The sequence below is a fragment of the Rhizobium sp. AP16 genome (assembly GCF_000281735.1).
Lineage (GTDB): Bacteria > Pseudomonadota > Alphaproteobacteria > Rhizobiales > Rhizobiaceae > Rhizobium > Rhizobium rhizogenes.
In genome coordinates this window covers 32289-52553 of sequence record NZ_AJVM01000031.1, presented here as the reverse complement: position 1 = coordinate 52553, position 20265 = coordinate 32289, and the positions used below count along the sequence as shown (strand labels likewise).

The following is a 20265-nucleotide window of genomic DNA, read 5'->3' as shown; positions in this document are numbered from 1 at the left end:
GGAAATTCATCGATATTTACGGCAATTTCGCTGTTTTTCCGCATAGATGGCTATATTTCGGGGGAAATGTGCGTGGATGAGAAGGATCGCGAAATTCTGTCGATTCTGCAGGACAATGCTGACCAGCCCGCGAAAGCTATCGCGCAAGCCGTCAATCTTTCGCCTTCTGCAGTCGAGCGGCGTATCAGCAAGCTTAAACGCGAGGGCGTGATCGACCGGATCGTCGCCGTCGTCAGTCCTGCTGCCGTCCGTCGGAACCTCAGAATTTTGGTCGAAATCGAAATACAAAATGAGTATCGCCACAATCTCGAAGCTTTCCAACGTTGGCTCGTCCAGGCGCCGGAAGTCCAATCCTGTTGGTACGTCACCGGCGACACTGACTTCGTCTTGTCGGTAACGGTGCGGGATATTGAAGAATACAACGCCTTCATCGAGCGGATGATGACAGATCAGCGAGAGCTTGTGCGCAAGTACAAAAGCCTGATCGCGCTCAAAACGATCAAGCATGGGATGGCTCTTTCGGTGGATGAATAGGGCGTCGCCGGTCGTCGTCGCCGCATTTCGGTTCTAAGGGGACTCTTGCTGTTACCCCGCCTCCTTTATGATAGGCATGCGTTGTTTCAGCATGCGAACGAGAAGGAGCCAGCCGCAATGAAATGCCTGCGCATCTATGCCACTCCGGACGGCGAGTCGCATTTCGACGAAGTCGAATTGCCGACGACGAAGACGTCGGTGCACCCCGATGCCATCCAGTTCGATGTTACGGCCAGTTATCCGGCGTCCCGCGTCCGCCTCACCCACATCCCAGCAGGCATGCGCGAGGTTGCCTGGCATAAAGTCCCGGAGCCGGTGCTTACGGTCAGGCTGGATGGTTCGGTTGAATACGAGACGAGCGACGGAGAGGTGCGCCACGTTCAGGCGGGTAGCTTCGTGTTGGTGGAGGACACACACGGCAAGGGCCATCTGTCACGTCATTCCCCAGAGGCGCAAACCGTCATCTGGATCTCACTGCCGAACGGTCTCGAATTGCCGCCAGCTTAGTCCGCCTAGGCGCGTCGTCAGCGCCGCGATTGAGAACGATCGCAATTGGCGCGAAGCGGGCGAACGCTGTCGTCGCCTTTCGGCCCATTGCAGGCAAACTGGATGCGTAACGCGTCACGCCCTGGAAAGTCCCTCTGCGGAAGCTTCTCGACCAACCGTTTTTCATTCCCGTTGAGCTGACACCATCTGCATGATGAGGGTGATCCGGTGAGCCCGGAAAGCGGGTCTTATTCTGCCGTGGCGTTCAAGCTGCGCCAATCCGTGAAGTGCCGCCCAAAAAGTTTCGGTAGCCGTATCCACATCCTGGGAGAACGGCGCGATCACGGTCGCCATGGCTCCGAAACCTTCACGGAGCTGGGTTGGCGTGTCGGATCTGGCGAAGCGCAGACCAGTCGGCAGGACAAACATCGCCTCGTACATCGCAGGCCAGGCGAAAGCGAAATCGAGATAGGCGGTCGCGACGCCTTCTACCAACTCTCTTGGCGTAGACGATGGCCGGATCGCGGCGCGGAGGATCGCCGCCAGCTCGCCGAAGCCTTCGAGCGCGACCGCTCCGACGATCTCATCGCGATTTTGGAAATGAGAATAGAGAACCGGCTGACTGAATTCTATCTCGTCGGCGAGACGCCGGATCGTGACGGAAGCCCAGCCCTCGCGTTCCGCGATTGTCCTCGCAGCGACAACGATCCGGCGTTCACGCTCCTCCCGTTCCCTGGCCTTGCGTTCGCTGATTCCCACCGTGTGCCTCTATCTTCATTCGCGTGATTTCTCTGAAGTTGAGACTATCAAATAAAGCGGCGATTGACAATCTAGCGACGCTAGAATACATACCATCGATATGAAATGGCGCCTGACACGGGTCATCACAGAAGAGAACATCAATGAATCTTCCAATTCAAATTTTCACGGGTGCAACGCTGCTCGATACCATCCTGGTCTGGCTAGCGTCCGGGGCGTTTCTCCTCGGCTCTATTATTAACGCGAGTGGACATCCGAAAATCCGCGCAGGTTTTGTGCGACTTGGTTTTCCATTCTGGTGGTGCTGGGTAACGTCCGCCCTTGAGTTCGCTACCGCGGTGCTGTTGGTCACAGCCGGCACCCGATACATTGGGGTCGCGTTGGGCACCTGCATCATGTTGGCCGCGATCGCAACCATCCTGCGTATCCGGAACTACCGCGAACTCCCGCCGACTCTCGTGTTCCTGTTGCTGCTGATACTGGCCAGTCTCAGCGGCCACGCCTGAGCATCTCGCGGTAAACAGAGCCATCCGTCTGAGAATCCGCGCGTAGCCAAGCGGATAAAGGTCTCCATCGCCCAGGCGTCGGATGTCATCCAAACTCCAATCATCAACCCATCCGGAAGTCGCCGGACGGAGCGAACTCGTCTCCGGACAGCGCAAAGCAACGGCCCAAAGGAGGCCAAAATCACCATGTCAAATACAGTCATCGTCTATCATTCCGGCTATGGCCACACGCAGCGGATGGCGGAAGCCATCGCGGACGGTGCGGGCGGAGCGCTTTACGCCATCGACTCCGACGGCAACCTTTCAGATGACGGATGGGCCGCGTTGGACGCCGCTGACGCCATCATCTTCGGATCGCCAACCTACATGGGCGGCCCGAGCTGGCAGTTTAAGAAGTTCGCGGATACTTCCTCGAAGGCCTGGTTTACCAACAAATGGCAGGACAAAGTCTTCGGGGGTTTCACCAACAGCGCCAGTTTGAATGGCGACAAACTTAACACCCTCGAATACTTCGTTCTTCTGGCTGGACAGCACGGAGGCCTGTGGGTCAGTCTGGGGATAAAGCCAGCGAATGTGAAGGCGTCGAAGCGGGACGACGCAAACAGGATGGGTTCGTACATCGCGCCAATGGCGCAGAGCGATGCAGACGCAGCCCCAAGCGAGATGTCTGCCGGCGACGTCGAAACCGCCCGCCTTTACGGAGCACGCGTGGCAGGGGTTGCGCAGCGGTTCGCGTTGGCTCAGGTCGCCTGATGCAATGCCCTAACTCCCAACACTTGAAAGACCAATGAACCTGGCGAGCAGAGCACTCGTCTTCAGAATGACCGACCCACGACGTAGCGGCGTGATCGTATCAGTAAACGCAATAACCAAAACGAAGGTCATTCGCTCTGCTCGCCCAGCACGGCGGCATCAACGGCATCGTATCGGCACTCAGTTTATCGCTGCTACTTCGCTGGCTGCTTCTCCAACAGGTCCGGCCGGCGCTCTTTCGTCAGCTTCTCGGCTTCCTGTCTTTGCCATTTGGCGATGGCGCCGTGGTCACCGGAGGTTCCGGCATGGATGTCGCCCGTCTATCCGCCAGAACCGCTTAGACCGCTCGAACTTCGGCAAGCCGCTTGACTGCGTACTCGTCCTGCCAGCAAACGGCGGCTTCCCACGCGGCCGACGCTTGCGCGGCAATATCATGCGCGCCTTCGTCGAGATCGGCAGCGTTGTCGGGCAGTACCAGGTCAAGGTCAGGGGCGTCGACGTGTGATTCATCCCAGTCGATTAACGCGACATGATCTGCAGTCATGCGGATGTTGCCAGGGTTGTTGGGGTTTCCGTGGACAACGCATGTCTGACGCCCGATTAGCCGCGCCCACGCCGCTCGACATCGAGTAACGCCTTCAGGCGGCATCGTGGCGAGGTTGATCCTCGTTCCGGTTTCGGCATGCAGGAGGTCGGTCGACGATTTCCAACCGGGGCGCTGCGGCCAGCCCCGCGTCAACCGATGCAGCTCGCGGAGCGTGTCGGCCACGCGACGCCAGTCAGACTCAGTCTCGGGCGGCCCGCCCTCGATGTATTTCATCACCACCAGACCGTCCACGAACAGCCGGCCGTCAATCGTCGGGATTGGCACTGGAACGATTATACCTTCGCGGTCGAGGTGTTGGAGTAGCTCGGTTTCCCATGTGAGATCAGCGTCGATCCTGGAGCCGAGGCGACCGACCGCGATCTGCCCGCGGACGCGAACACTCCACACCTCGTTGGCAATCCCACCAGTGAGCGGTTCGATGCGAACCGCGTCTTCGCCCCATTGCCTGAGTGCTTCCCATCCCATTGGCTGATACCTCAGCGGCCTTGATTCAATTAACAGACGAAATAATGAAAGCTCGCGACGCCACAATGTCCGCTTGACCCAAAGCAGCCCCATGCTGCCGCCTAGCACGGCGGCATCAAATGGCATCACATCAGCAGCCCAGTCTATCGCTGCTATGTCTTGGGCTGCTTCTCCAGCAGATCCGGCCGGCGCTCTTTCGTCAGCTTTTCGGCTTCCTGCTTCTGCCATTTGGCGATGGCGCCGTGGTTGCCGGAGATCAGGACTGCGGGGATTTCGCGCTCTTCCCAGACTTGGGGACGCGTATAGTGTGGGTGCTCCAGCAGGCCGCCCTCGAAGCTTTCGTGCAGGCCTGAGAGATCGTTGCCCATGACGCCGGGCAGGATGCGGACGATGGCGTCGAGCAGGATCAGCGCCGCCGGCTCGCCGCCGGAGAGGATGTAGTCGCCGATCGAGACCTCTTCGAGATCGCGTCCCTCGATCACCCGCTGGTCGACACCCTCGAAGCGGCCGCAGACGATGATGACGCCGTCGCCGGAGGCGAGTTCGCGCACACGCTTCTGCGTCAGCGGCTTTCCACGCGGGCTCATCAGCAGGCGAGGGCGATTGTCGTTTTCGGAGGCATGGTCGATGGCGCGGGCAAGCACATCCGGCTTCAGCACCATGCCGGCGCCGCCGCCGGCCGGCGTGTCATCGACGGTGCGGTGCTTGTCGGTGGCGAAATCGCGGATCTGCACGGTGTCCAGCGCCCATTGCCCGCGCTCCATCGCCTTGCCGGCAAGCGACGCGCCGAGATGGCCGGGAAACATCTCGGGGTAGAGCGTCAGAATGGTCGCCCGAAAACTCATGAGCAGATCACTTCTTCGTCTTGCCGGGCGGCTTCGGCGGCTTGCCGGTGAGATCGTCGGGGCTGTCGATCAGGCCGGCAGCCATCGGGTCGATCAGGATCTTGCCGCCTTCGAGGTCGATTTCCAGCACGGCTGCCTCGGAGAAGGGGATCAGCACCGGGCGCTTGCCCGGCCCTTTCAGCTCCAGCAGATCGCCTGCGCCGAAATCATAGACCCCGCTGACCGTGCCATAGGCGGTGCCCTTGTCATCGACCGCTTCCAGGCCCTCGAGGTCGGTATAGAAGAACTCGTCGTCCTCCAGCTCGTCATCGGGCAGGTTGTCGCGTTCGATATAGAGTTCCAGCCCGTTCAGAGCCTCGGCGGCATCGCGGTTGTTGACGCCGCGAAAGCGCACGACCACCACGTTCTTGGCCTCGCGGATTTCCAGCACTTCGAAGATGCGGCCGTCCATGCTGTGCAGATGGCCGTAATCGCCGAGCGCAGTCGGGTCCGAGGTAAAGGCGCGGGCGCGCACTTCGCCCCGCAGGCCCTGCGCGGCGCCGATGGTTGCCATCAATACCGGGTTTTCAAGTTTCGTCATGGTCTCGTTGCCGACTGCCGGAGGATCGATTGCGTTCTCTCATAAGATGAAGCGCACGAATAGGAAACAAAAAACGGGTGGCATGTCGCCATGCCACCCGTTTCAGATCGTCGTTACGGCTGATTATTCAGCAGTAGCAGCGGCGGCGTCAGCAGCCTTCTGTGCCTTTTCAGCAGCGCGTTCCTGAGCGCGCTTGCCCGGCTTTGCCTTTTCCGGGTTGCTCTTGACTTCGCGCTTGGCAACGCCGGCTTCGTCGAGGAAGCGCAGAACGCGGTCGGTCGGCTGAGCGCCGTTGTCGAGCCAATGCTTGATGCGGTCGGCGTCGAGTTCAACGCGCTTGGCGTCGTCCTTGGCAAGCATCGGGTTCCAGGACCCGACCTTTTCCAGGAAGCGGCCATCGCGCGGCGAACGGGCGTCGGCGATAACAACGTGGTAGTACGGGCGCTTCTTGGAACCACCGCGGGCGAGACGAATTTTCAGTGCCATGTTTCTTACTCCTTAGGCTTTTTGTAACCGCTTTCTGGGGCGGCGTGTTTATTTGCTGTTTTTGTGTGTCGCATGATCTCTTCCGAAAACCGCTTCACACTTTTCGGGATCATGCTTTGAGATCAGCAGCGATCTGTTCGTGATGCCGGATGACTTCCTTGATGACGAAGTTCAGGAACTTCTCGGCGAAATCCGGGTCCAGATTGGCGTCCCTTGCCAGAAGGCGCAGGCGTTCGATCTGGAATTCCTCGCGCGCCGGGTCGGCCGGCGGCAGGTTGTATTTGGCCTTCAGCACGCCGACCTCTTTGGTGCAGCGGAAGCGTTCGGCCAGCATATGCACCAGGGCTGCATCGATATTATCGATCGACTGGCGGTAGTTGCCCAATTGGGCCTTGACGTCTGGATCAATCATGGGGGTCAACGATCCTTCTCACTTCTTCTTCGGCAAACCGGGCAATCCCGGGAAACCACCGCCGAGGCCTGGCAGCTTTGCGCCGCCCAGACCCGGCAATCCGCCGCCACCGAGGCCCGGCATGCCGCCGGGACGGCCGAGGCCGGCGGCTTCGGCCTGCTTCTGCAGGGCTTCGAGCTGCTTGGGATCCATGCTCGATAGGTCGGGCATGCCGCCCATACCGCCGCCAAGACCCATCTTGCCGGCAAGGCCGCCCATCATCTGTTTCATCATGCCGCCTTTGCCCTTGCCGCCCATCATCTTCATCATGTCCGCCATCTGGCGGTGCATCTTCAGAAGCTTGTTGATGTCGGAGGCGTCGGTGCCGGAGCCGCTAGCGATGCGCTTCTTGCGGGAATGCTTGAGCAGATCGGGATTGGCACGCTCTGCCTTGGTCATTGAGGAGATGATGGCGATCTGGCGCTTGAACAGGCGATCGTCGAGGCCGGCTGCGGCCATCTTGTCCTTCATGCCGGACATGCCGGGCATCATCCCCATGATGCCGCCCATGCCGCCCATCTTCTGCATCTGGCCGAGCTGATCGGCCAGATCGTTCAGGTCGAACTTGCCCTTGGCCATCTTGGCGGCCATGGCGGCCGCCTTCTCGGCGTCGATGTTCTCGGCGGCCTTTTCGACCAGCGAAACGATGTCGCCCATGCCGAGGATACGGTCGGCGATGCGGCGGGGATGGAATTCTTCCAGCTCGCCCATCTTTTCGCCGACGCCGATCAGCTTGATCGGCTTGCCGGTGACGGCGCGCATCGAAAGGGCAGCACCGCCGCGGCCATCGCCGTCCATGCGGGTCAGTACCAGGCCGGTAATGCCGACGCGGTCGTCGAAGTTGCGGGCGAGGTTGACGGCGTCCTGACCGGTCAGCGAATCCGCGACCAGCAGGATTTCGTGCGGGTTGGACTTCTTCTTGATGTCCGCCATCTCGACCATGAGCGGCTCGTCGATATGTGTACGGCCGGCGGTGTCGAGGATGACGACGTCATGGCCGCCGAGCTTGGCGGCCTGCACGGCGCGGGCGGCGATATCGGTCGGCGACTGGCCGGCGATGACGGGCAGCGTGTCGATACCGGCCTGGACGCCGAGCTGGCGCAACTGCTCTTGCGCTGCCGGACGGCGCGTGTCGAGCGAGGCCATCAGGACCTTCTTGCGGTCGCGGCTGGTCAGGCGGTGGGCGATCTTGGCAGAGGTGGTGGTCTTACCGGAGCCCTGCAGACCGACCATCATGACGACGACCGGGGCCGGCGCGTTGAGATCGATGCCGACACCCTCGCCGCCGAGCATCTCGATCAGCTCGTCATGGACGATCTTGACGACCATCTGTCCAGGCTTGATCGACTTTAGGATCTCGGCGCCGACGGCCTTTTCACGGACGCGGTCGGTAAAGGAGCGTACGACATCCAGCGCCACGTCGGCTTCCAACAGCGCGCGGCGAACCTCGCGCAGTGCTGCGGAAACATCAGCTTCCGAGAGCGCACCGCGGCCTGTCAGTCCATTCAGAATGGAACCAAGACGGTCCTGGAGGTTTTCAAACATCGTTTCTTCCTTATCGATCGCTCGGGGCTTTTGATTTGCGCCTATGCCTTATCTTTCTCGGCTCCGCCTCGAAAGGGACATGCGCGGGTCATCGCCCGAAAACGTCGTGCTTTTCCATGACGAAAACAAGACGCAAAGCCAAAAAGCACCCGAGGGCGCAACGCGCTGTCGGGTGTTGACCTCCGGGATCTCTTTATACCTTGTAGGGTCCCGGTCGGTGGCTCGGAGGCTTGTGCTCGTCGCAGATGAGCGCGGATAAACAGGAAACGGCCGGCAAAGTCAAGCCAAAGGGCAAAAATGCCACAGGCCGTCAATGTGACCAGTCGGAGCCGTGAATGGGATTTCGCTGATAGCACAGTCCGCTATTGTTGTGCCTACCCGCCGTGACGATGTGATTCCCCGAGACAGACGCGAATGAACGATGCAGCCCTGACCAATCTCCTGACTGCCTGCCGCATCTATGCCGGCGGTCGTGTCGATGCGCGTTTCAACGAAGCGGCGCAGGCCTTCTACGCAGGTGCCAAGGCACAGCCGAAGATCGTGTCGCGGGCGGCGCGCGAGCTGCGCAGCCTGCCGCCTCCGGGCGCCGCGATCCTTGCCAATATGCTGGGCACCATTGCCGAGACGGGCGGTTCGCCGGAGCGCAGCGGTGCGGCGGTGTGGGAACTCTATCTTGCCTGGCTGCCGCAGATCCATCGCGGTTTTTCGAGCCGCAAGCCGCTCAGCCCCCGGCAGCAGCAATTGCTGGAGGCCTTTCAGCTCGTTGGCCGGTCGGTTGTCTCGCATCTTGCGATGATGCCTGAGGAGAGAAGGTTGGCGGGGGAAAATGCGGGCCTCATGCCGCAGCTTCAGGATCTGCAGGATCATACGCCTGGTGCTGCCTGGGTGCGGCAGATGTTTCTCTGCCACAGCGATGAGTTGATCGTTCTGCACCAGCCAAGCGGCCGGGGTTTCCGGCTGCGCTATGAGAACATCGCCAATTGCTGCCATCTCTTCACGCTGATCCAGGCGGCCTTCGGCGAAACCCTGCCGGGCGGGCGCGAGCCGAACCGGTTCATCGTCGACATGGCGCGGTGCGTGACGCTGGTGGAAGAGGGGACCGATGAAGCCTGGTGGCATTATGGTGCTCCGGCGGGTCAGGCTGCCATTGCGGGCGAGGTCTCCGTCGACGGCATCCCGCGCATCGACGGCACGCAGATCGTCCTTCTCTCGCCCGCCGCTGCCGTCGCTCCGCTCTGGGATACGAGCTTCTTTACGCCGCAGCTCTTCGCGATGCCGGCGAATGTCGTGATCGAACGCGAATTGACGGCGGTGGAGAGCGGCGAATGGTTGGCAAAGGCCGGCGTGCCGGCGGGACAAGGAGCCGGCACGCAATGACAGACAAATCCGGCTCCGGCAAAAAGCAGAACCCCTACTATCAAGGTCCTGTTTCCGACCATTTCGACGGACTGCGGTTTTTCAATCCCGAAGGCGTCGAGCCAGGCGGCCTGCTCGATCTGCTGAGATGGCAGTTCGGCGGCGGTCGGGTACGCTGGCCCAATCCGGTCGTCAGCGCCTTTCCACCGGCAAAGCCCGACAGGCATGTCTTCGGTGACACATTGCGGGTGACCATGGTCGGCCACGCCTCGATGCTGATCCAGGTGGCGGGGCTGAATATTCTGACCGATCCGGTCTGGTCGGAGCGGGCGAGCCCTTTCACCTTCATCGGGCCGAAACGGGTCGTTCCGCCCGGCATCCGTTTCGAGGATCTGCCGCCGATCGATCTCGTGTTGGTCTCACACAATCACTACGACCATCTCGATCTGGCGACGCTGAAGCGGCTGTACGAGGCGCATGCGCCCACTATCGTCACGCCGCTCGGCAACGACACGATCATCAAACGCGGCGTTCCCGGCGCGAAGATTTCCACCATGGACTGGGGCGACCATCTCGCCATCAACGCCAAGGTGACCATCGATGCCGAACCCTGCCATCACTGGTCGGCGCGGGGGGCCGGCGACCGCCGCATGGCGCTCTGGGCCGCCTTCGTCATCACCACGCCGGTGGGCAAGATCTACCATGTCGGCGATACCGGCTTTCATGGCGGCATCAATTATGAGGCGGTTCGGGAAAAGCACGGCGGCTTCCGCCTCGCCATCCTGCCCTTCGGCGCCTATGAGCCGCGCTGGTTCATGCGAGGCCAGCACCAGAACCCGGCGGAGGCGGTTCGCGGCATGACGCTTTGCAACGCCGCTCATGTCGCCGGCCATCATTTCGCGACCTTCCAACTGACCGACGAGGCCATGGACGCGCCGGTGCGGGCGCTGGATGCGGCACTTAAAGAACAAGGTGTGGAGCCGGATCGGTTTCGGCCGTTGAGAGCTGGGGAAGTGTACGACGTCCCGGTTGTCTGAGGGACAACGCACGGACAAATTGGATCGCGACGATCGTCAACGCGATCCGATTGCAAGAGTCCTTGCTCGCCCCTCATGCACTATTCGTTGATATCAGGCTCCACGAGCTTTGCGAGGTTCCGCAATGACTCCTGCCAGCCGAGATAGCAGGCCTCGGGCGGGATGACATCCGGCACGCCCGCCTGCGTAATGTTGACCTCGGTCCCGACCAGGACCTTTTTCAATGTCACGGTCACTTCCATTTCGCCGGGCAGGTTGGGGTCGTCGAATTTGTCCGTGTAGATCACCCGTTCGCCGGGAACGAGCTCACGAAATTCACCGCCGAAGGCATGGCTTTTGCCCGTGGTGAAATTGCGGAAGGACATTTTGAACGTACCGCCGACTGTCGGCTCCATGTGATGCACGGTGCAGGCAAATCCGTTCGGCGGTAGCCATTTGGCGAGCGCGTCCGCCTCGATGAATGCGCGATAGACCTTTTCCGGGCTGGTTGCCAGGACGCGGTGCAGTCGTATGGTATTCGGCATGGTTATCATCCTTCTGAATGGACGGAGTGAACGAGCCTAGGACGTGCGACGTTTGCATGATCCGACATTGGATCGAATTTTTATTGAAATAAACTGCGTTGGGCATCCCTCGGCGGGATTGTGATCAAGATCAGGTAGAGATCGGCTTCAACCGACACCAAAGCGACGTGAAGCCAAAGGATGCCTCCAAAGCCAGAGCCCATCATGCCACTGGTAATTCCCCGACATTTCCGCCATATACAGCTCGAAAACACTGATGGACATACCACCATGAGCAATACGGTCGAATTCGCGCGGATGAACGGGCTTGGCAACAAGATCCTGGTTGTCGACATGCGTGGCCGGAAAGACGTGGTGACGGCGGCAGCCGCGATTGCGCTCAATGCCGATCCGGCGACCGAGTTCGATCAGATCATGGCGATCCACGATCCGAAGGCGGAGGGCACCGATGCCTGGATCGATATTCTGAATTCCGATGGCACCAAGGCGCAGGCCTGCGGCAATGGCACGCGCTGTGTCGTGCAGGCGCTTGCGGCTGAAACCGGCAAGAAGGTATTCACCTTCCAGACCGTCGCCGGCATTCTGAACGCCGTCGAGCATGAGGACGGCACGATTTCCGTCGACATGGGCAGGCCGGTCTTCGACTGGGACAAGATCCCGCTGGCCGAGGAATTTGCCGACACGCGCCGCATCGAGCTGCAGATCGGGCCGATCGACAATCCCGTCCTGCATTCGCCTTCGGTGATGTCGATGGGCAATCCGCATGCAATCTTCTGGGTCGACAAGGACCCGATGTCCTACGATCTCGCCCGCTTCGGGCCGCTGCTGGAAAACCATCCGATGTTTCCCGAGCGCGCCAATATCACGCTGGCGCAGGTGCTTTCGCCGACCTTACTGCGTACCCGCACCTGGGAGCGTAGCGCCGGATTGACGCTTGCCTGCGGTTCCGCCGCATGCTCGTCCGCCGTCAGTGCCGCCCGCACCGGCCGCACCGGCCGCAAAGTGACGATCGACGTCGCCTCCGCGCCGGCCTCCGGCCAGCTCACCATCGAATGGCGAGAAAGCGACGATCATGTCGTCATGACCGGTCCGGCGGAATGGGAATGGTCCGGCTTGGTCGATCCCGTGACGGGTAGCTTCACGCGCGCTCAAGAGCAGGGGGCTCAGGCGCGGTGAGCGGGGTCGAGGTCATTACCTTCGGCTGTCGTCTCAACACCTACGAATCCGAAGTGATGAGGGCCGAGGCAGAGAAAGCCGGGCTCAACAACGCGATCCTGGTCAACACCTGCGCCGTCACCGGCGAGGCCGTGCGCCAGGCGCGCCAGGCGATCCGCCGTGCCCGCCGCGACAATCCGCATGCCCGCATCATCGTCACCGGCTGCGCCGCGCAGACGGAAAAGCAGACTTTCGCCGAGATGGCCGAAGTGGATGCCGTACTCGGCAACGAAGAGAAGCTGACCAGTGCGTCTTATCGTTCGCTGCCGGATTTCGGCGTTTCGGCGGAAGAGAAGCTGCGGGTCAACGACATTATGAGCGTGCGCCACACCGCGCCGCAGATGGTCAAGCATATTGACGGGCATGTGCGCGCCTTCATCCAGGTGCAGAATGGCTGCGACCATCGCTGTACTTTCTGCATCATCCCCTATGGCCGTGGCAATTCCCGCTCGGTGCCGATGGGCGCGGTGGTGAGCCAGGCGCGCAATCTGGTGGAAAGCGGTTACCGCGAGATCGTGCTGACCGGCGTCGACGCCACCAGCTATGGCGGCGACTTGCCGGGCGAGCCGACGCTCGGCCTTCTGGCGAAAACGCTGCTGAAACAGATCCCCGAGATCCGCCGCCTGCGGCTATCCTCGATCGACAGCATCGAGGCGGACGCGCATCTGCTGGACCTGATCGCCGACGAGCCGCGCTTCATGCCGCATCTGCATCTATCGCTGCAGCATGGCGACGACATGATCCTGAAGCGGATGAAGCGGCGGCATTCGCGCGCTGACGCCATTCGTTTCATCGAGGATGTCCGGCGTCTGCGGCCGGAGATGAGTTTTGGCGCCGATATGATCGCCGGCTTCCCAACCGAAACCGACGCGATGTTCGAAAATGCCGTCAGCCTGGCGGAAGAGGCTGCAATCGCCCATCTGCACGTCTTTCCCTATAGCCCGCGCCCCGGCACGCCGGCGGCACGCATGCCGCAGCTCGACCGCGCGCTGATCAAGGAACGCGCCGCACGCCTGCGCGCGGCTGGACAAAGACTGCATCAGGCCCATCTCGATAGTATGGTCGGTACGCGGCAATGGCTGCTTGTCGAAAACAACGGCTTGGCGCATACGGAAAACTTCACGCTTGTCGCAGCACCTGGCCTTCGGCCGCGCGACCTTGTGCAGGTGGCGATCACCAGCCACAATGGCAAGCACCTCGACATGCAACTTACGGCCGCCGACGCGGCCTGACCCCACGGAATTTTCATGGCGCTCAGTTTCATCAAAAAAGTCTTCACCTTCGGCCGCGAAAAGCCGGTGGAAGAGAAAGCGCCGGAAGAGGTTTCTTCGGTTGAGGTTGCTGTTGCTGCGCCGGAAGAGCCTGTGGTGGATTTGCCAGCGGCGTCCGAGATTGCCGAGCCTGTCGAGCCCCCCTCTGTCCCTTTGGGACCGTTGGGTCGAGCCACGGGTCTCGACCCGTCCTCCGGACCCCACCACGAGGGGGGAGATCGTTTGGAGGATGCCGCGCCAGCGGAGCAAGTACAAGAATCTCCGGAACAAGAATCTGACGAGCAGGTAGAACCTCCGGTCGCGCAGGTGTCCGAGGCTCTCGAACCAGCCATAGACGATGAAGTTGCAGCGGAACCAGAGCCAACTGCCGATTTTGAAGCTGACATTGTGGCAGAGGAAGTCACCCTCGAACCGATCTCCCCCCTTGTGGGGGAGATGTCCGACAGGACAGAGGGGGGTAACGAAGGCTCGGCAGACACAGACCTTTCGTCGAAAGACACCGACACCACTCCCATCCTCCCCAAAGGCTTCTCCACCGCCTCCAGTATCCCGGAGCCCGCTCCCGAAGCGCCCAAGCAAAAACTCTCCTGGTTCCAGCGCCTGCGCGCCGGCCTTGCGCGCACCTCGTCGCAGCTCACCGGACAGATCGCCGCGCTGTTCACCAAGCGCAAGCTGGACGATCAGACGCTGCAGGATCTGGAAGATCTGTTGATCCAGGCCGATCTCGGCGTCGAGACGGCGATGCGGGTGACCGATACGCTGGCCTCGGAGCGTTACGGCAAGGATGTGACTGGCGAGGACGTCAGCCGGATCATGGCGCAGGAAATCGCCAAGGTGCTGAAGCCGGTCGCCAAGCCGTTGCAGCTCGATCTCAGCCACAAGCCGCATGTCATCCTCATCGTCGGCGTCAACGGCACCGGCAAGACGACGACGATCGGCAAGCTGGCGGCGAAGCTGTCGGGCGCTGGTCTGAAGGTGATGGTTGCCGCTGGCGATACGTTCCGTGCCGCCGCCATCGAGCAGCTGAAGATCTGGGCCGACCGCACCAAATCGGAATTCATCGGCACCAAGCTCGGGGCGGACGCCGCCGGCCTTGCCTTCGATGCCTTCCAGCAGGCCAAGGCCAACAAGAGCGACGTGCTGATCATCGACACCGCCGGCCGGCTGCAGAACAAGACGGAGCTGATGGCGGAACTGGAAAAGATCGTTCGCGTGCTCGGCAAGCTCGATCCGGATGCGCCGCATACCGTGTTGCAGACGCTGGATGCGACAACCGGCCAGAACGCGCTGAATCAGGTGGAAATCTTCCGCAACGTCGCCGGCGTCAACGGCTTGATCATGACCAAGCTTGACGGCACGGCGCGCGGCGGCATTCTGGTGGCGATCTCGGCCAAGCATAAGCTGCCCGTCTATTTCATCGGTGTCGGCGAAGGTGTAGACGATCTCGAGCCTTTCGAGGCCGAGGAATTCGCCCAGGCTATCGCCGGGATCAACCCCGGAAATGGCCAATGAACGACAAGTCCAAACTCGACGACAATGAAAGTGCCGCAATGACGACCAGTGACCGTGACCTCGCCCCAAGCACCGCCGACAAGCATCATCCGCTGTTGAAGCTGGTGCTGGAACTCGGGCCGTTGCTGGTGTTCTTCTTCGCCAATCTGCGCGGCGAATGGCTGGTGCAGCAGTTCCCGGCATTGTCCGCGCTCGGCGGTCCGCTTTTCGTTGCGACTGGGCTGTTCATGGTGGCGACGGCGCTGTCTCTTATCGTCTCGAAGATCATGCTTGGCCATCTGCCGCTGATGCCCTTTGTTTCGGGCATCGTCGTCCTCATCTTCGGCGCGCTCGGCATCTATCTGCAGAGCGAAATCTTCATCAAGATGAAGCCGACCATCGTCAATGCCCTGTTCGGCGTGGCGCTGCTCGGCGGCCTCTTCTTCGGCAAGTCGCTGCTCGGCTATGTCTTCAACGCCGCCTTTCAGCTCGACGCGGAAGGCTGGCGCAAGCTCACCTTCCGTTGGGGTATTTTCTTCCTGGTTCTTGCCGTGCTCAACGAAGTCGTCTGGCGCGGGTCGAACTGGCTTTACCTGCCCGACGTCAAGGCCGCGGATAATCTTTGGGTGAACTTCAAAGTCTGGGGCACGATGCCGATCACCATTCTCTTCACGCTGTCGCAGATGCCGTTGATCATGAAGCACACGATCGAGCCGCCGGCGGAAGCCGAATGATGGCCACGCTCTCGAACGCTGAGAACCGTTACCAGCGACAGAGCTTCTGGCTCATCGCCTGCGCCGTGGTCCTGCTCGTGCAGATCGTCGCGGAATATATGATGGGCCGGGTGCCGATCTGCACCTGCGGCTATGTCAAGCTCTTCGAACCCGTGGTCAATTCCAGCGGCAATTCGCAGCATATCGCCGACTGGTACACGCCGTCGCACATCATCCACGGCTTCCTGTTCTTCGGGTTGACGCATCTGATCATGCGCCGCAAGCCGCTCTCCATGCGCCTGTTCGTTGCCATGCTGATCGAATCCGGCTGGGAGTTATTGGAGAACTCGCCCATCATCATCAATCGCTACCGCGCGGCAACGATCTCGCTCGACTATGTCGGCGACAGCATTCTGAATTCGGCGATGGACGCGGTGTTCATGGTCGTCGGCTTCCTGTTCGCCTGGCGGGCGCCGGTGGTGCTGACCATCGTAATCGCGATCTTCTTCGAGCTTCTGACCGGCTGGCTCATCCGCGACAATCTCACCCTGAATGTCATCATGCTGGTCTGGCCGATCGAGGCGATCAAGACCTGGCAGGGCGGGCTTTAAGTCTTTACCCTCGCTCCAGCGGGGAGAGGGTGGCGCGTAGCGCCGGGTGAGGGGGCGTCACCGGGAGAATTGCAAAGTTATATAGTTTGGAATCCCCCTGTCATTTTGTAGAATGGATTGAGAGGTAACATCTCTTTCTGTTTTTGTTATAGATTTGCACGAACGAATAGTTCTCAGTGATCTGCCGCATTCACTTTTTGCGCGAGTTGAGGTATATTGACGCAACGCAGAGAGGGCGGAGTGGATGAGGGTTGCATTCGTAGTTATCGCGGTGATTGCCGTTTTGCTTTCAGGCTGTAATGACGAGCCCAAGCACTATTTGGTATTATGCGATGCTCAGGACGCCAATGGCTGGTCGTTGGTCAATACCGAGAAATCGAACGGTTACATCATGGCCTGCACCTACCAATCACAAGACAAGTTGCAGAGCTATACACGCCGCTGCGATGATAGCGGATGTAATATCCAATAATGATGATTAAGTGCGTTCAGGCCCATAGGGTTTGACGATCACTGTTGGTGCAAACGTATTTTCATGAGCGATCAAGCTTCGCTTGCTGATATTAAATACATAATTCCGCAAAAATTGCCTTTCGCTTACCGCTTAAGCCCTGTTGGGCACCTTCTCCTCGTGGGGAGAAGGGGCTACGAGGTTGGCTTCCCCAGCGCTTTATCAATCGCCGGATACAGCCCTTCCTTCAGGCTCGTGGCCGTAAAAGGTCCAACCTGCTTGTAGAGGATCGTGCCGTCGGGAGCGACGAGGTAGGATTCGGGGATGCCGTAGACGCCCCAGTCGATCGCGGCCGAGCCATTCGGATCGATGCCGATGGCGGTATAGGGATTGCCGAGCTCGCCGAGGAAGCGCAGCGCGTTTTCGCTGGTGTCCTTGTAGTTGATGGCGACGATGTTCAGGCGGCCGTCCTGGGCGAGCTGCTTCAGGACGGGATGTTCCTCGCGGCAGGGGATGCACCAGGAGGCGAAGACGTTGACGAGCGTCAGCTTGCCCTTGATGGCGGCATCGGTCAGCGGCGGCAGGTTGGAGCCGTCAAGCGGCGCCATCGCCAGTGCCGGCGCTTTCGTGCCGATCAGGGCGGACGGGATGGCGGAAATATCGGTGCCGTGGACTTCCTGATCATACATCACCTTGCCGACGGCGAGCGCAATGCAGGCAAAGACGATCAGCGGAATGAGCGCCATCAGATAGCGTGCGGTCCCGCCCGATTTCGGCTCACCGCTTTTCTCGGTTTCGATGCTCATTGCGCCTTGTCCTTGGGCGCACTCTGCGACCGGCGGCGGATGCCGGAGGCTTCGAGCACTGCCATTTCCTTGCGGCGCAAACGGCCGTCGATCCATGTCCAGGCGATGACGGCAATGATCATGGCGGCGGCGAAGCCATAGGAGCCGTAGACGTAGAAGGGATGAGTCATGCTAGTCCTCGCGGGCGGCGATGCGCGCGGCGAGACGACGCTGCGCGGCGATGCGGCGGCGCCAGATCTCGTTGCGGATCGCCATCAGGTGCAGCGTGAAGAACAGCAGCGTGAAGGCAAGCGCCATGGTGAAGAGCGGCCAAAGGAATTCCGCATCGATGGCCGGGCCGTCCATACGCATGAGGCTTTCCGACTGATGCAGCGTGTTCCACCAGTCGACCGAGAATTTGATGATCGGAATATTGATGAAGCCGACGAGGATCAGCACTGCAGTGACGCGCGCAGCCCTAGAGGGGTCGTCCATGGCGCGGTTGAGCGCGATCAGGCCGAGATACATCAAAAAGAGAATGAAGACCGAGGTCAGCCGGGCGTCCCAGACCCAATAGGTGCCCCACATCGGCTTGCCCCAGAGCGAGCCGGTGACTAACGCAATCAGCGTGAAAGCAGCGCCGAGAGGCGCTGCGGCCTTGGCCGAGACATCGGCGAGCGGATGGCGCCAGACCAGCGTGCCGATCGCCGATAGGCTCATGATCGTGTAGCACATCATCGACAGCCAGGCGGCCGGCACATGGATATACATGATGCGGACGGTATCACCCTGCTGGTAGTCGCCTTCGGTCGAGAAGGAGAGATAGAGGCCTATCGCGAAGAGTATGGCCGTGATCGCCGCCAGCCACGGGATCAGACGCGCCGACAGCGCCAGGAACCGGGTCGGGTTGGCGAGGTCGGAAAATCGGCTGATCGCAGGGCTGATATCGCTCATGCGGTTTGTTTAACCCGATATGCTTTTGACGGCAATCGACCGGATTGCCTGAGATCGATCAATCCGTCGTGTTGCGCAGGGCGAGTGCCGCTGCCACCGGGCCGAGCACGGCAAAGAACAAGGTAAGCGCCAGCAGGATGAGGAAGGGCGGCAGGAAGGGCTGCGGACCTTCTACGGCGGCATAGGTGGTGCTGACGCCGAAGATCAGCACCGGAATGGCGAGCGGCAATACCAGGATCGACACCAGCAAGCCGCCGCGCGGCAAGGCAACGGCAACGGCCGCACCGACGGCGCCGATGAAAGTGATCGCGGGCGTGCCGACAAGCAGTGTCAGGGCCGTCGCACCGATCGCCGTCTCGTTCATGTTCATGAAGAGCCCGAGCAGGGGCGAGGCGATCACCAGCGGCAGGCCGGTCGCCACCCAATGGGCGGCGCATTTGGTGAGCACCGTCAGCACCAACGGCGTTTCCTGCATCACCAGCAGATCGAGTGACCCGTCATCGCGTTCCGCCTGAAACAGCCGGTCGAGGCCGAGCAGGGCAGAGAGCAGTGCACCGATCCAGACGATGGCCGGGCCGATGCGCGACAGCAGCTTGAGGTCGGGACCGACACCAAAAGGAATGACGGCGACCACCGTCAGGAAGAAGAGAATGCCGATGAGCGCGCCGCCGCCGGCGCGGACCGATAGTTTGAGGTCGCGGAGGAAGAGGGCGGTCATGGGTGGCACCGGGTCTGTAGGATGCTGCCTTTCGCTTGGCTTAAGGCGCGAGAAGCTGGTGCTTCTCGCCACCCCCCTCTGCCCCTTTGGGGCATCTCCCCCACAAGGTGGGAGATCGTGGGTGGCAGCTTCCTCTTGCCCCGTTTGGCCCTGTAATGCTCCGCGAATTCAGTTGCTTGTTGGTTGGGGAGCAGTGAGCCGCGAGCTCCCAATCTCCCCCTTTGTGGGGGAGATGTCACGATAGTGACAGAGGGGGGTAGCTCGTCGTGAAACGATGGGCGCCTTGAGCGGAGCGAAAGGCAATGTCTCCTCCTCATCCCCAAACCCCTTCATTCACCCCGGAAAACCCCGTCATCCGCATCTCCCGCGTATTCTCCAGCCCCAGCGGCTGATGCGTTGCCGCGAGCACGATCCCGCCCGCTTTCTGATACGACGAGATCAGATCCGCGAGCAGCCGGTCCGCCGCCGCATCCAGTGCCGCCGTGGGTTCATCGAGGATCCAGATCGGGCGATAGGCGACCAACAGTTTTGCGAAGGCTATCCGGCGTTGCTGGCCGGCAGAGAGGTAGCCGAAGGGGAGGTGGGTGATGTTGGCAAGGCCGACAGATTCGGCCGCATCTTCGATCGCAAGACCGGCGCCACCCTCGATATCGCCGAGAAAGTCTTTCCAGAATGTCAGGTTCTCCGCAACCGTAAGTTCGGATTTCATCGCATTGCGGTGGCCGAGATAGTGGCTGGCTTCCCCCGGCTGACGGTCCGATTCTCCTTGGGAATCCGCGAGAATCACCCGGCCTTTTTCCGGTCGGAGAAGACCTGCGACGACACGCAAAAGTGTTGATTTTCCCGAGCCGTTTCGGCCTGTCAGGATCAATGCCTCGCCGCCCTCCAAGTCAAAGGAAACGTTCGCGAAAATCAGGTCCTCGCCTCGCCTTGCGGCCAGGTTTTCAGCGCTTAGATGCATTAGCTCAGGCTTTCCCCGTTTTCGTTGTCGCAGTGCGAAAAAAATCTCGAATTTTGCGCTTAGCCACTCTGGCAAGTCTTTACGAAATTATCTATAAGACCGGCAACCACGCCAGCGGTCGGCGTGAATTTCATCCTTGCGCCGAACATAAGGTGTTTTGC

The 20265-nt window shown here is 60.7% G+C and carries 24 protein-coding genes and 1 pseudogene; 11 read left to right on the top strand and 14 right to left on the bottom strand.

What is annotated here, in order from left to right; genetic code table 11:
- Window positions 1-66: 66 nt before the first annotated feature.
- Window positions 67-534: an Lrp/AsnC family transcriptional regulator gene (locus PMI03_RS13005; protein WP_081500806.1), complete on the top strand. Its 468-nt coding sequence runs from the start codon at window positions 67-69 to the stop codon at window positions 532-534.
- A 117-nt stretch (window positions 535-651) separates the two neighbouring features.
- A complete protein-coding gene (locus tag PMI03_RS13000) occupies window positions 652-1041 on the top strand; it encodes a hypothetical protein (RefSeq protein ID WP_007693790.1) in 390 nt (129 codons plus the stop codon).
- A gap of 162 nt (window positions 1042-1203) precedes the next feature.
- Here the strand turns inward: PMI03_RS13000 and PMI03_RS12995 are convergent, their stop codons facing one another.
- Entirely contained in the window at window positions 1204-1779 is a 576-nt protein-coding gene (locus tag PMI03_RS12995; RefSeq protein WP_007693788.1) for a TetR/AcrR family transcriptional regulator, read from the bottom strand.
- A 143-nt stretch (window positions 1780-1922) separates the two neighbouring features.
- Here PMI03_RS12995 and PMI03_RS12990 point away from each other — a divergent pair, with 143 nt between their 5' ends.
- Window positions 1923-2285, top strand: coding sequence for a DoxX family protein (locus PMI03_RS12990; protein WP_007693786.1), 363 nt, complete (start codon window positions 1923-1925; stop codon window positions 2283-2285).
- Window positions 2286-2471: 186 nt separating this feature from the next.
- Window positions 2472-3038 carry a flavodoxin family protein gene (locus tag PMI03_RS12985; RefSeq protein WP_007693784.1) on the top strand — a complete coding sequence of 189 codons (567 nt, stop codon included), beginning with the start codon at window positions 2472-2474 and terminating at the stop codon, window positions 3036-3038.
- A 194-nt stretch (window positions 3039-3232) separates the two neighbouring features.
- On the opposite strand, the pseudogene PMI03_RS30975 reads toward PMI03_RS12985, so the two are convergent.
- The 7 genes and pseudogenes from PMI03_RS30975 to ffh form a co-directional block, all read right to left on the bottom strand.
- Window positions 3233-3337 (bottom strand): annotated as a pseudogene (locus PMI03_RS30975) (tRNA (guanosine(37)-N1)-methyltransferase TrmD); the annotation flags it as partial.
- A 38-nt stretch (window positions 3338-3375) separates the two neighbouring features.
- A complete protein-coding gene (locus PMI03_RS12980) occupies window positions 3376-4110 on the bottom strand; it encodes a phosphotransferase (protein WP_007693783.1) in 735 nt (244 codons plus the stop codon).
- 152 nt (window positions 4111-4262) lie between these two features.
- Entirely contained in the window at window positions 4263-4955 is a 693-nt protein-coding gene (gene trmD / locus PMI03_RS12975) for a tRNA (guanosine(37)-N1)-methyltransferase TrmD (protein ID WP_007693782.1), read from the bottom strand.
- A 7-nt stretch (window positions 4956-4962) separates the two neighbouring features.
- Entirely contained in the window at window positions 4963-5535 is a 573-nt protein-coding gene (gene rimM / locus PMI03_RS12970) for a ribosome maturation factor RimM (protein WP_007693781.1), read from the bottom strand.
- 123 nt (window positions 5536-5658) lie between these two features.
- Entirely contained in the window at window positions 5659-6021 is a 363-nt protein-coding gene (gene rpsP / locus PMI03_RS12965) for a 30S ribosomal protein S16 (protein ID WP_007693780.1), read from the bottom strand.
- A 109-nt stretch (window positions 6022-6130) separates the two neighbouring features.
- Entirely contained in the window at window positions 6131-6433 is a 303-nt protein-coding gene (locus PMI03_RS12960) for a chorismate mutase (protein WP_007693779.1), read from the bottom strand.
- A gap of 18 nt (window positions 6434-6451) precedes the next feature.
- Entirely contained in the window at window positions 6452-8017 is a 1566-nt protein-coding gene (gene ffh / locus PMI03_RS12955) for a signal recognition particle protein (protein ID WP_007693777.1), read from the bottom strand.
- Window positions 8018-8431: 414 nt separating this feature from the next.
- Between ffh and PMI03_RS12950 the strand changes: the two genes are divergently transcribed.
- Both PMI03_RS12950 and PMI03_RS12945 read left to right on the top strand, forming a co-directional pair.
- The gene (locus PMI03_RS12950) at window positions 8432-9394 is read left to right on the top strand and encodes a hypothetical protein (protein WP_007693775.1); all 963 of its coding nucleotides are present in this window, start codon (window positions 8432-8434) and stop codon (window positions 9392-9394) included.
- Window positions 9391-10410: an MBL fold metallo-hydrolase gene (locus tag PMI03_RS12945; RefSeq protein WP_007693773.1), complete on the top strand. Its 1020-nt coding sequence runs from the start codon at window positions 9391-9393 to the stop codon at window positions 10408-10410. The genes PMI03_RS12950 and PMI03_RS12945 overlap by 4 nt, the downstream gene beginning before the upstream one ends.
- Window positions 10411-10490: 80 nt before the next feature.
- Here the strand turns inward: PMI03_RS12945 and PMI03_RS12940 are convergent, their stop codons facing one another.
- Window positions 10491-10934, bottom strand: a complete 444-nt coding sequence (locus tag PMI03_RS12940) for an SRPBCC family protein (protein ID WP_007693771.1) — start codon at window positions 10932-10934, stop codon at window positions 10491-10493.
- Window positions 10935-11204: 270 nt separating this feature from the next.
- On the opposite strand from PMI03_RS12940, the gene dapF reads away from it, so the two are divergent.
- From dapF to PMI03_RS12915, 5 genes are read left to right on the top strand one after another with little or no spacing between them, the layout of a single operon-like run.
- On the top strand, window positions 11205-12110 hold the full coding sequence (gene dapF, locus PMI03_RS12935; protein ID WP_007693769.1) for a diaminopimelate epimerase: 906 nt from the start codon (window positions 11205-11207) through the stop codon (window positions 12108-12110).
- Window positions 12107-13381: a tRNA (N(6)-L-threonylcarbamoyladenosine(37)-C(2))-methylthiotransferase MtaB gene (mtaB, locus tag PMI03_RS12930; RefSeq protein WP_007693767.1), complete on the top strand. Its 1275-nt coding sequence runs from the start codon at window positions 12107-12109 to the stop codon at window positions 13379-13381. The genes dapF and mtaB overlap by 4 nt, the downstream gene beginning before the upstream one ends.
- Before the next feature lie 15 nt (window positions 13382-13396).
- Window positions 13397-14932, top strand: a complete 1536-nt coding sequence (ftsY, locus tag PMI03_RS12925) for a signal recognition particle-docking protein FtsY (protein ID WP_007693765.1) — start codon at window positions 13397-13399, stop codon at window positions 14930-14932.
- A gap of 38 nt (window positions 14933-14970) precedes the next feature.
- A complete protein-coding gene (locus PMI03_RS12920; protein WP_374188750.1) occupies window positions 14971-15645 on the top strand; it encodes a septation protein A in 675 nt (224 codons plus the stop codon).
- Window positions 15642-16235: a DUF2585 domain-containing protein gene (locus PMI03_RS12915; RefSeq protein ID WP_007693761.1), complete on the top strand. Its 594-nt coding sequence runs from the start codon at window positions 15642-15644 to the stop codon at window positions 16233-16235. The genes PMI03_RS12920 and PMI03_RS12915 overlap by 4 nt, the downstream gene beginning before the upstream one ends.
- Window positions 16236-16880: 645 nt before the next feature.
- Here PMI03_RS12915 and PMI03_RS12905 read toward each other — a convergent pair.
- The 5 genes from PMI03_RS12905 to ccmA all read right to left on the bottom strand — a co-directional run bounded on the left by PMI03_RS12905 (window position 16881) and on the right by ccmA (window position 20104).
- Window positions 16881-17492: a DsbE family thiol:disulfide interchange protein gene (locus PMI03_RS12905; protein ID WP_007693756.1), complete on the bottom strand. Its 612-nt coding sequence runs from the start codon at window positions 17490-17492 to the stop codon at window positions 16881-16883.
- The gene (gene ccmD / locus PMI03_RS12900; RefSeq protein WP_007693754.1) at window positions 17489-17662 is read right to left on the bottom strand and encodes a heme exporter protein CcmD; all 174 of its coding nucleotides are present in this window, start codon (window positions 17660-17662) and stop codon (window positions 17489-17491) included. Before ccmD ends, PMI03_RS12905 begins: the two co-directional genes overlap by 4 nt.
- Before the next feature lies 1 nt (window position 17663).
- Entirely contained in the window at window positions 17664-18425 is a 762-nt protein-coding gene (locus PMI03_RS12895) for a heme ABC transporter permease (RefSeq protein ID WP_007693751.1), read from the bottom strand.
- A 58-nt stretch (window positions 18426-18483) separates the two neighbouring features.
- Entirely contained in the window at window positions 18484-19143 is a 660-nt protein-coding gene (ccmB, locus tag PMI03_RS12890) for a heme exporter protein CcmB (RefSeq protein WP_007693750.1), read from the bottom strand.
- Between the two features lie 313 nt (window positions 19144-19456).
- Window positions 19457-20104, bottom strand: coding sequence for a heme ABC exporter ATP-binding protein CcmA (ccmA, locus tag PMI03_RS12885; RefSeq protein ID WP_007693748.1), 648 nt, complete (start codon window positions 20102-20104; stop codon window positions 19457-19459).
- Window positions 20105-20265: the final 161 nt, after the last annotated feature.

Excerpts from the sequence above, each read along its gene's own strand:
- PMI03_RS13005 (WP_081500806.1), top strand. The coding sequence starts at position 67 with ATGTGCGTGGATGAGAAGGATCGCGAAATTCTGTCGATTCTGCAGGAC.
- PMI03_RS13000 (WP_007693790.1), top strand. The coding sequence starts at position 652 with ATGAAATGCCTGCGCATCTATGCCACTCCGGACGGCGAGTCGCATTTC.
- PMI03_RS12990 (WP_007693786.1), top strand. The coding sequence starts at position 1,923 with ATGAATCTTCCAATTCAAATTTTCACGGGTGCAACGCTGCTCGATACC.
- PMI03_RS12985 (WP_007693784.1), top strand. The coding sequence starts at position 2,472 with ATGTCAAATACAGTCATCGTCTATCATTCCGGCTATGGCCACACGCAG.
- PMI03_RS12980 (WP_007693783.1), bottom strand. The coding sequence starts at position 4,110 with ATGGGATGGGAAGCACTCAGGCAATGGGGCGAAGACGCGGTTCGCATC.
- trmD (WP_007693782.1), bottom strand. The coding sequence starts at position 4,955 with ATGAGTTTTCGGGCGACCATTCTGACGCTCTACCCCGAGATGTTTCCC.
- rimM (WP_007693781.1), bottom strand. The coding sequence starts at position 5,535 with ATGACGAAACTTGAAAACCCGGTATTGATGGCAACCATCGGCGCCGCG.
- rpsP (WP_007693780.1), bottom strand. The coding sequence starts at position 6,021 with ATGGCACTGAAAATTCGTCTCGCCCGCGGTGGTTCCAAGAAGCGCCCG.
- PMI03_RS12960 (WP_007693779.1), bottom strand. The coding sequence starts at position 6,433 with ATGATTGATCCAGACGTCAAGGCCCAATTGGGCAACTACCGCCAGTCG.
- ffh (WP_007693777.1), bottom strand. The coding sequence starts at position 8,017 with ATGTTTGAAAACCTCCAGGACCGTCTTGGTTCCATTCTGAATGGACTG.
- PMI03_RS12950 (WP_007693775.1), top strand. The coding sequence starts at position 8,432 with ATGAACGATGCAGCCCTGACCAATCTCCTGACTGCCTGCCGCATCTAT.
- PMI03_RS12945 (WP_007693773.1), top strand. The coding sequence starts at position 9,391 with ATGACAGACAAATCCGGCTCCGGCAAAAAGCAGAACCCCTACTATCAA.
- PMI03_RS12940 (WP_007693771.1), bottom strand. The coding sequence starts at position 10,934 with ATGCCGAATACCATACGACTGCACCGCGTCCTGGCAACCAGCCCGGAA.
- dapF (WP_007693769.1), top strand. The coding sequence starts at position 11,205 with ATGAGCAATACGGTCGAATTCGCGCGGATGAACGGGCTTGGCAACAAG.
- ftsY (WP_007693765.1), top strand. The coding sequence starts at position 13,397 with ATGGCGCTCAGTTTCATCAAAAAAGTCTTCACCTTCGGCCGCGAAAAG.
- PMI03_RS12920 (WP_374188750.1), top strand. The coding sequence starts at position 14,971 with ATGACGACCAGTGACCGTGACCTCGCCCCAAGCACCGCCGACAAGCAT.
- PMI03_RS12915 (WP_007693761.1), top strand. The coding sequence starts at position 15,642 with ATGATGGCCACGCTCTCGAACGCTGAGAACCGTTACCAGCGACAGAGC.
- PMI03_RS12905 (WP_007693756.1), bottom strand. The coding sequence starts at position 17,492 with ATGAGCATCGAAACCGAGAAAAGCGGTGAGCCGAAATCGGGCGGGACC.
- ccmD (WP_007693754.1), bottom strand. The coding sequence starts at position 17,662 with ATGACTCATCCCTTCTACGTCTACGGCTCCTATGGCTTCGCCGCCGCC.
- PMI03_RS12895 (WP_007693751.1), bottom strand. The coding sequence starts at position 18,425 with ATGAGCGATATCAGCCCTGCGATCAGCCGATTTTCCGACCTCGCCAAC.
- ccmB (WP_007693750.1), bottom strand. The coding sequence starts at position 19,143 with ATGACCGCCCTCTTCCTCCGCGACCTCAAACTATCGGTCCGCGCCGGC.
- ccmA (WP_007693748.1), bottom strand. The coding sequence starts at position 20,104 with ATGCATCTAAGCGCTGAAAACCTGGCCGCAAGGCGAGGCGAGGACCTG.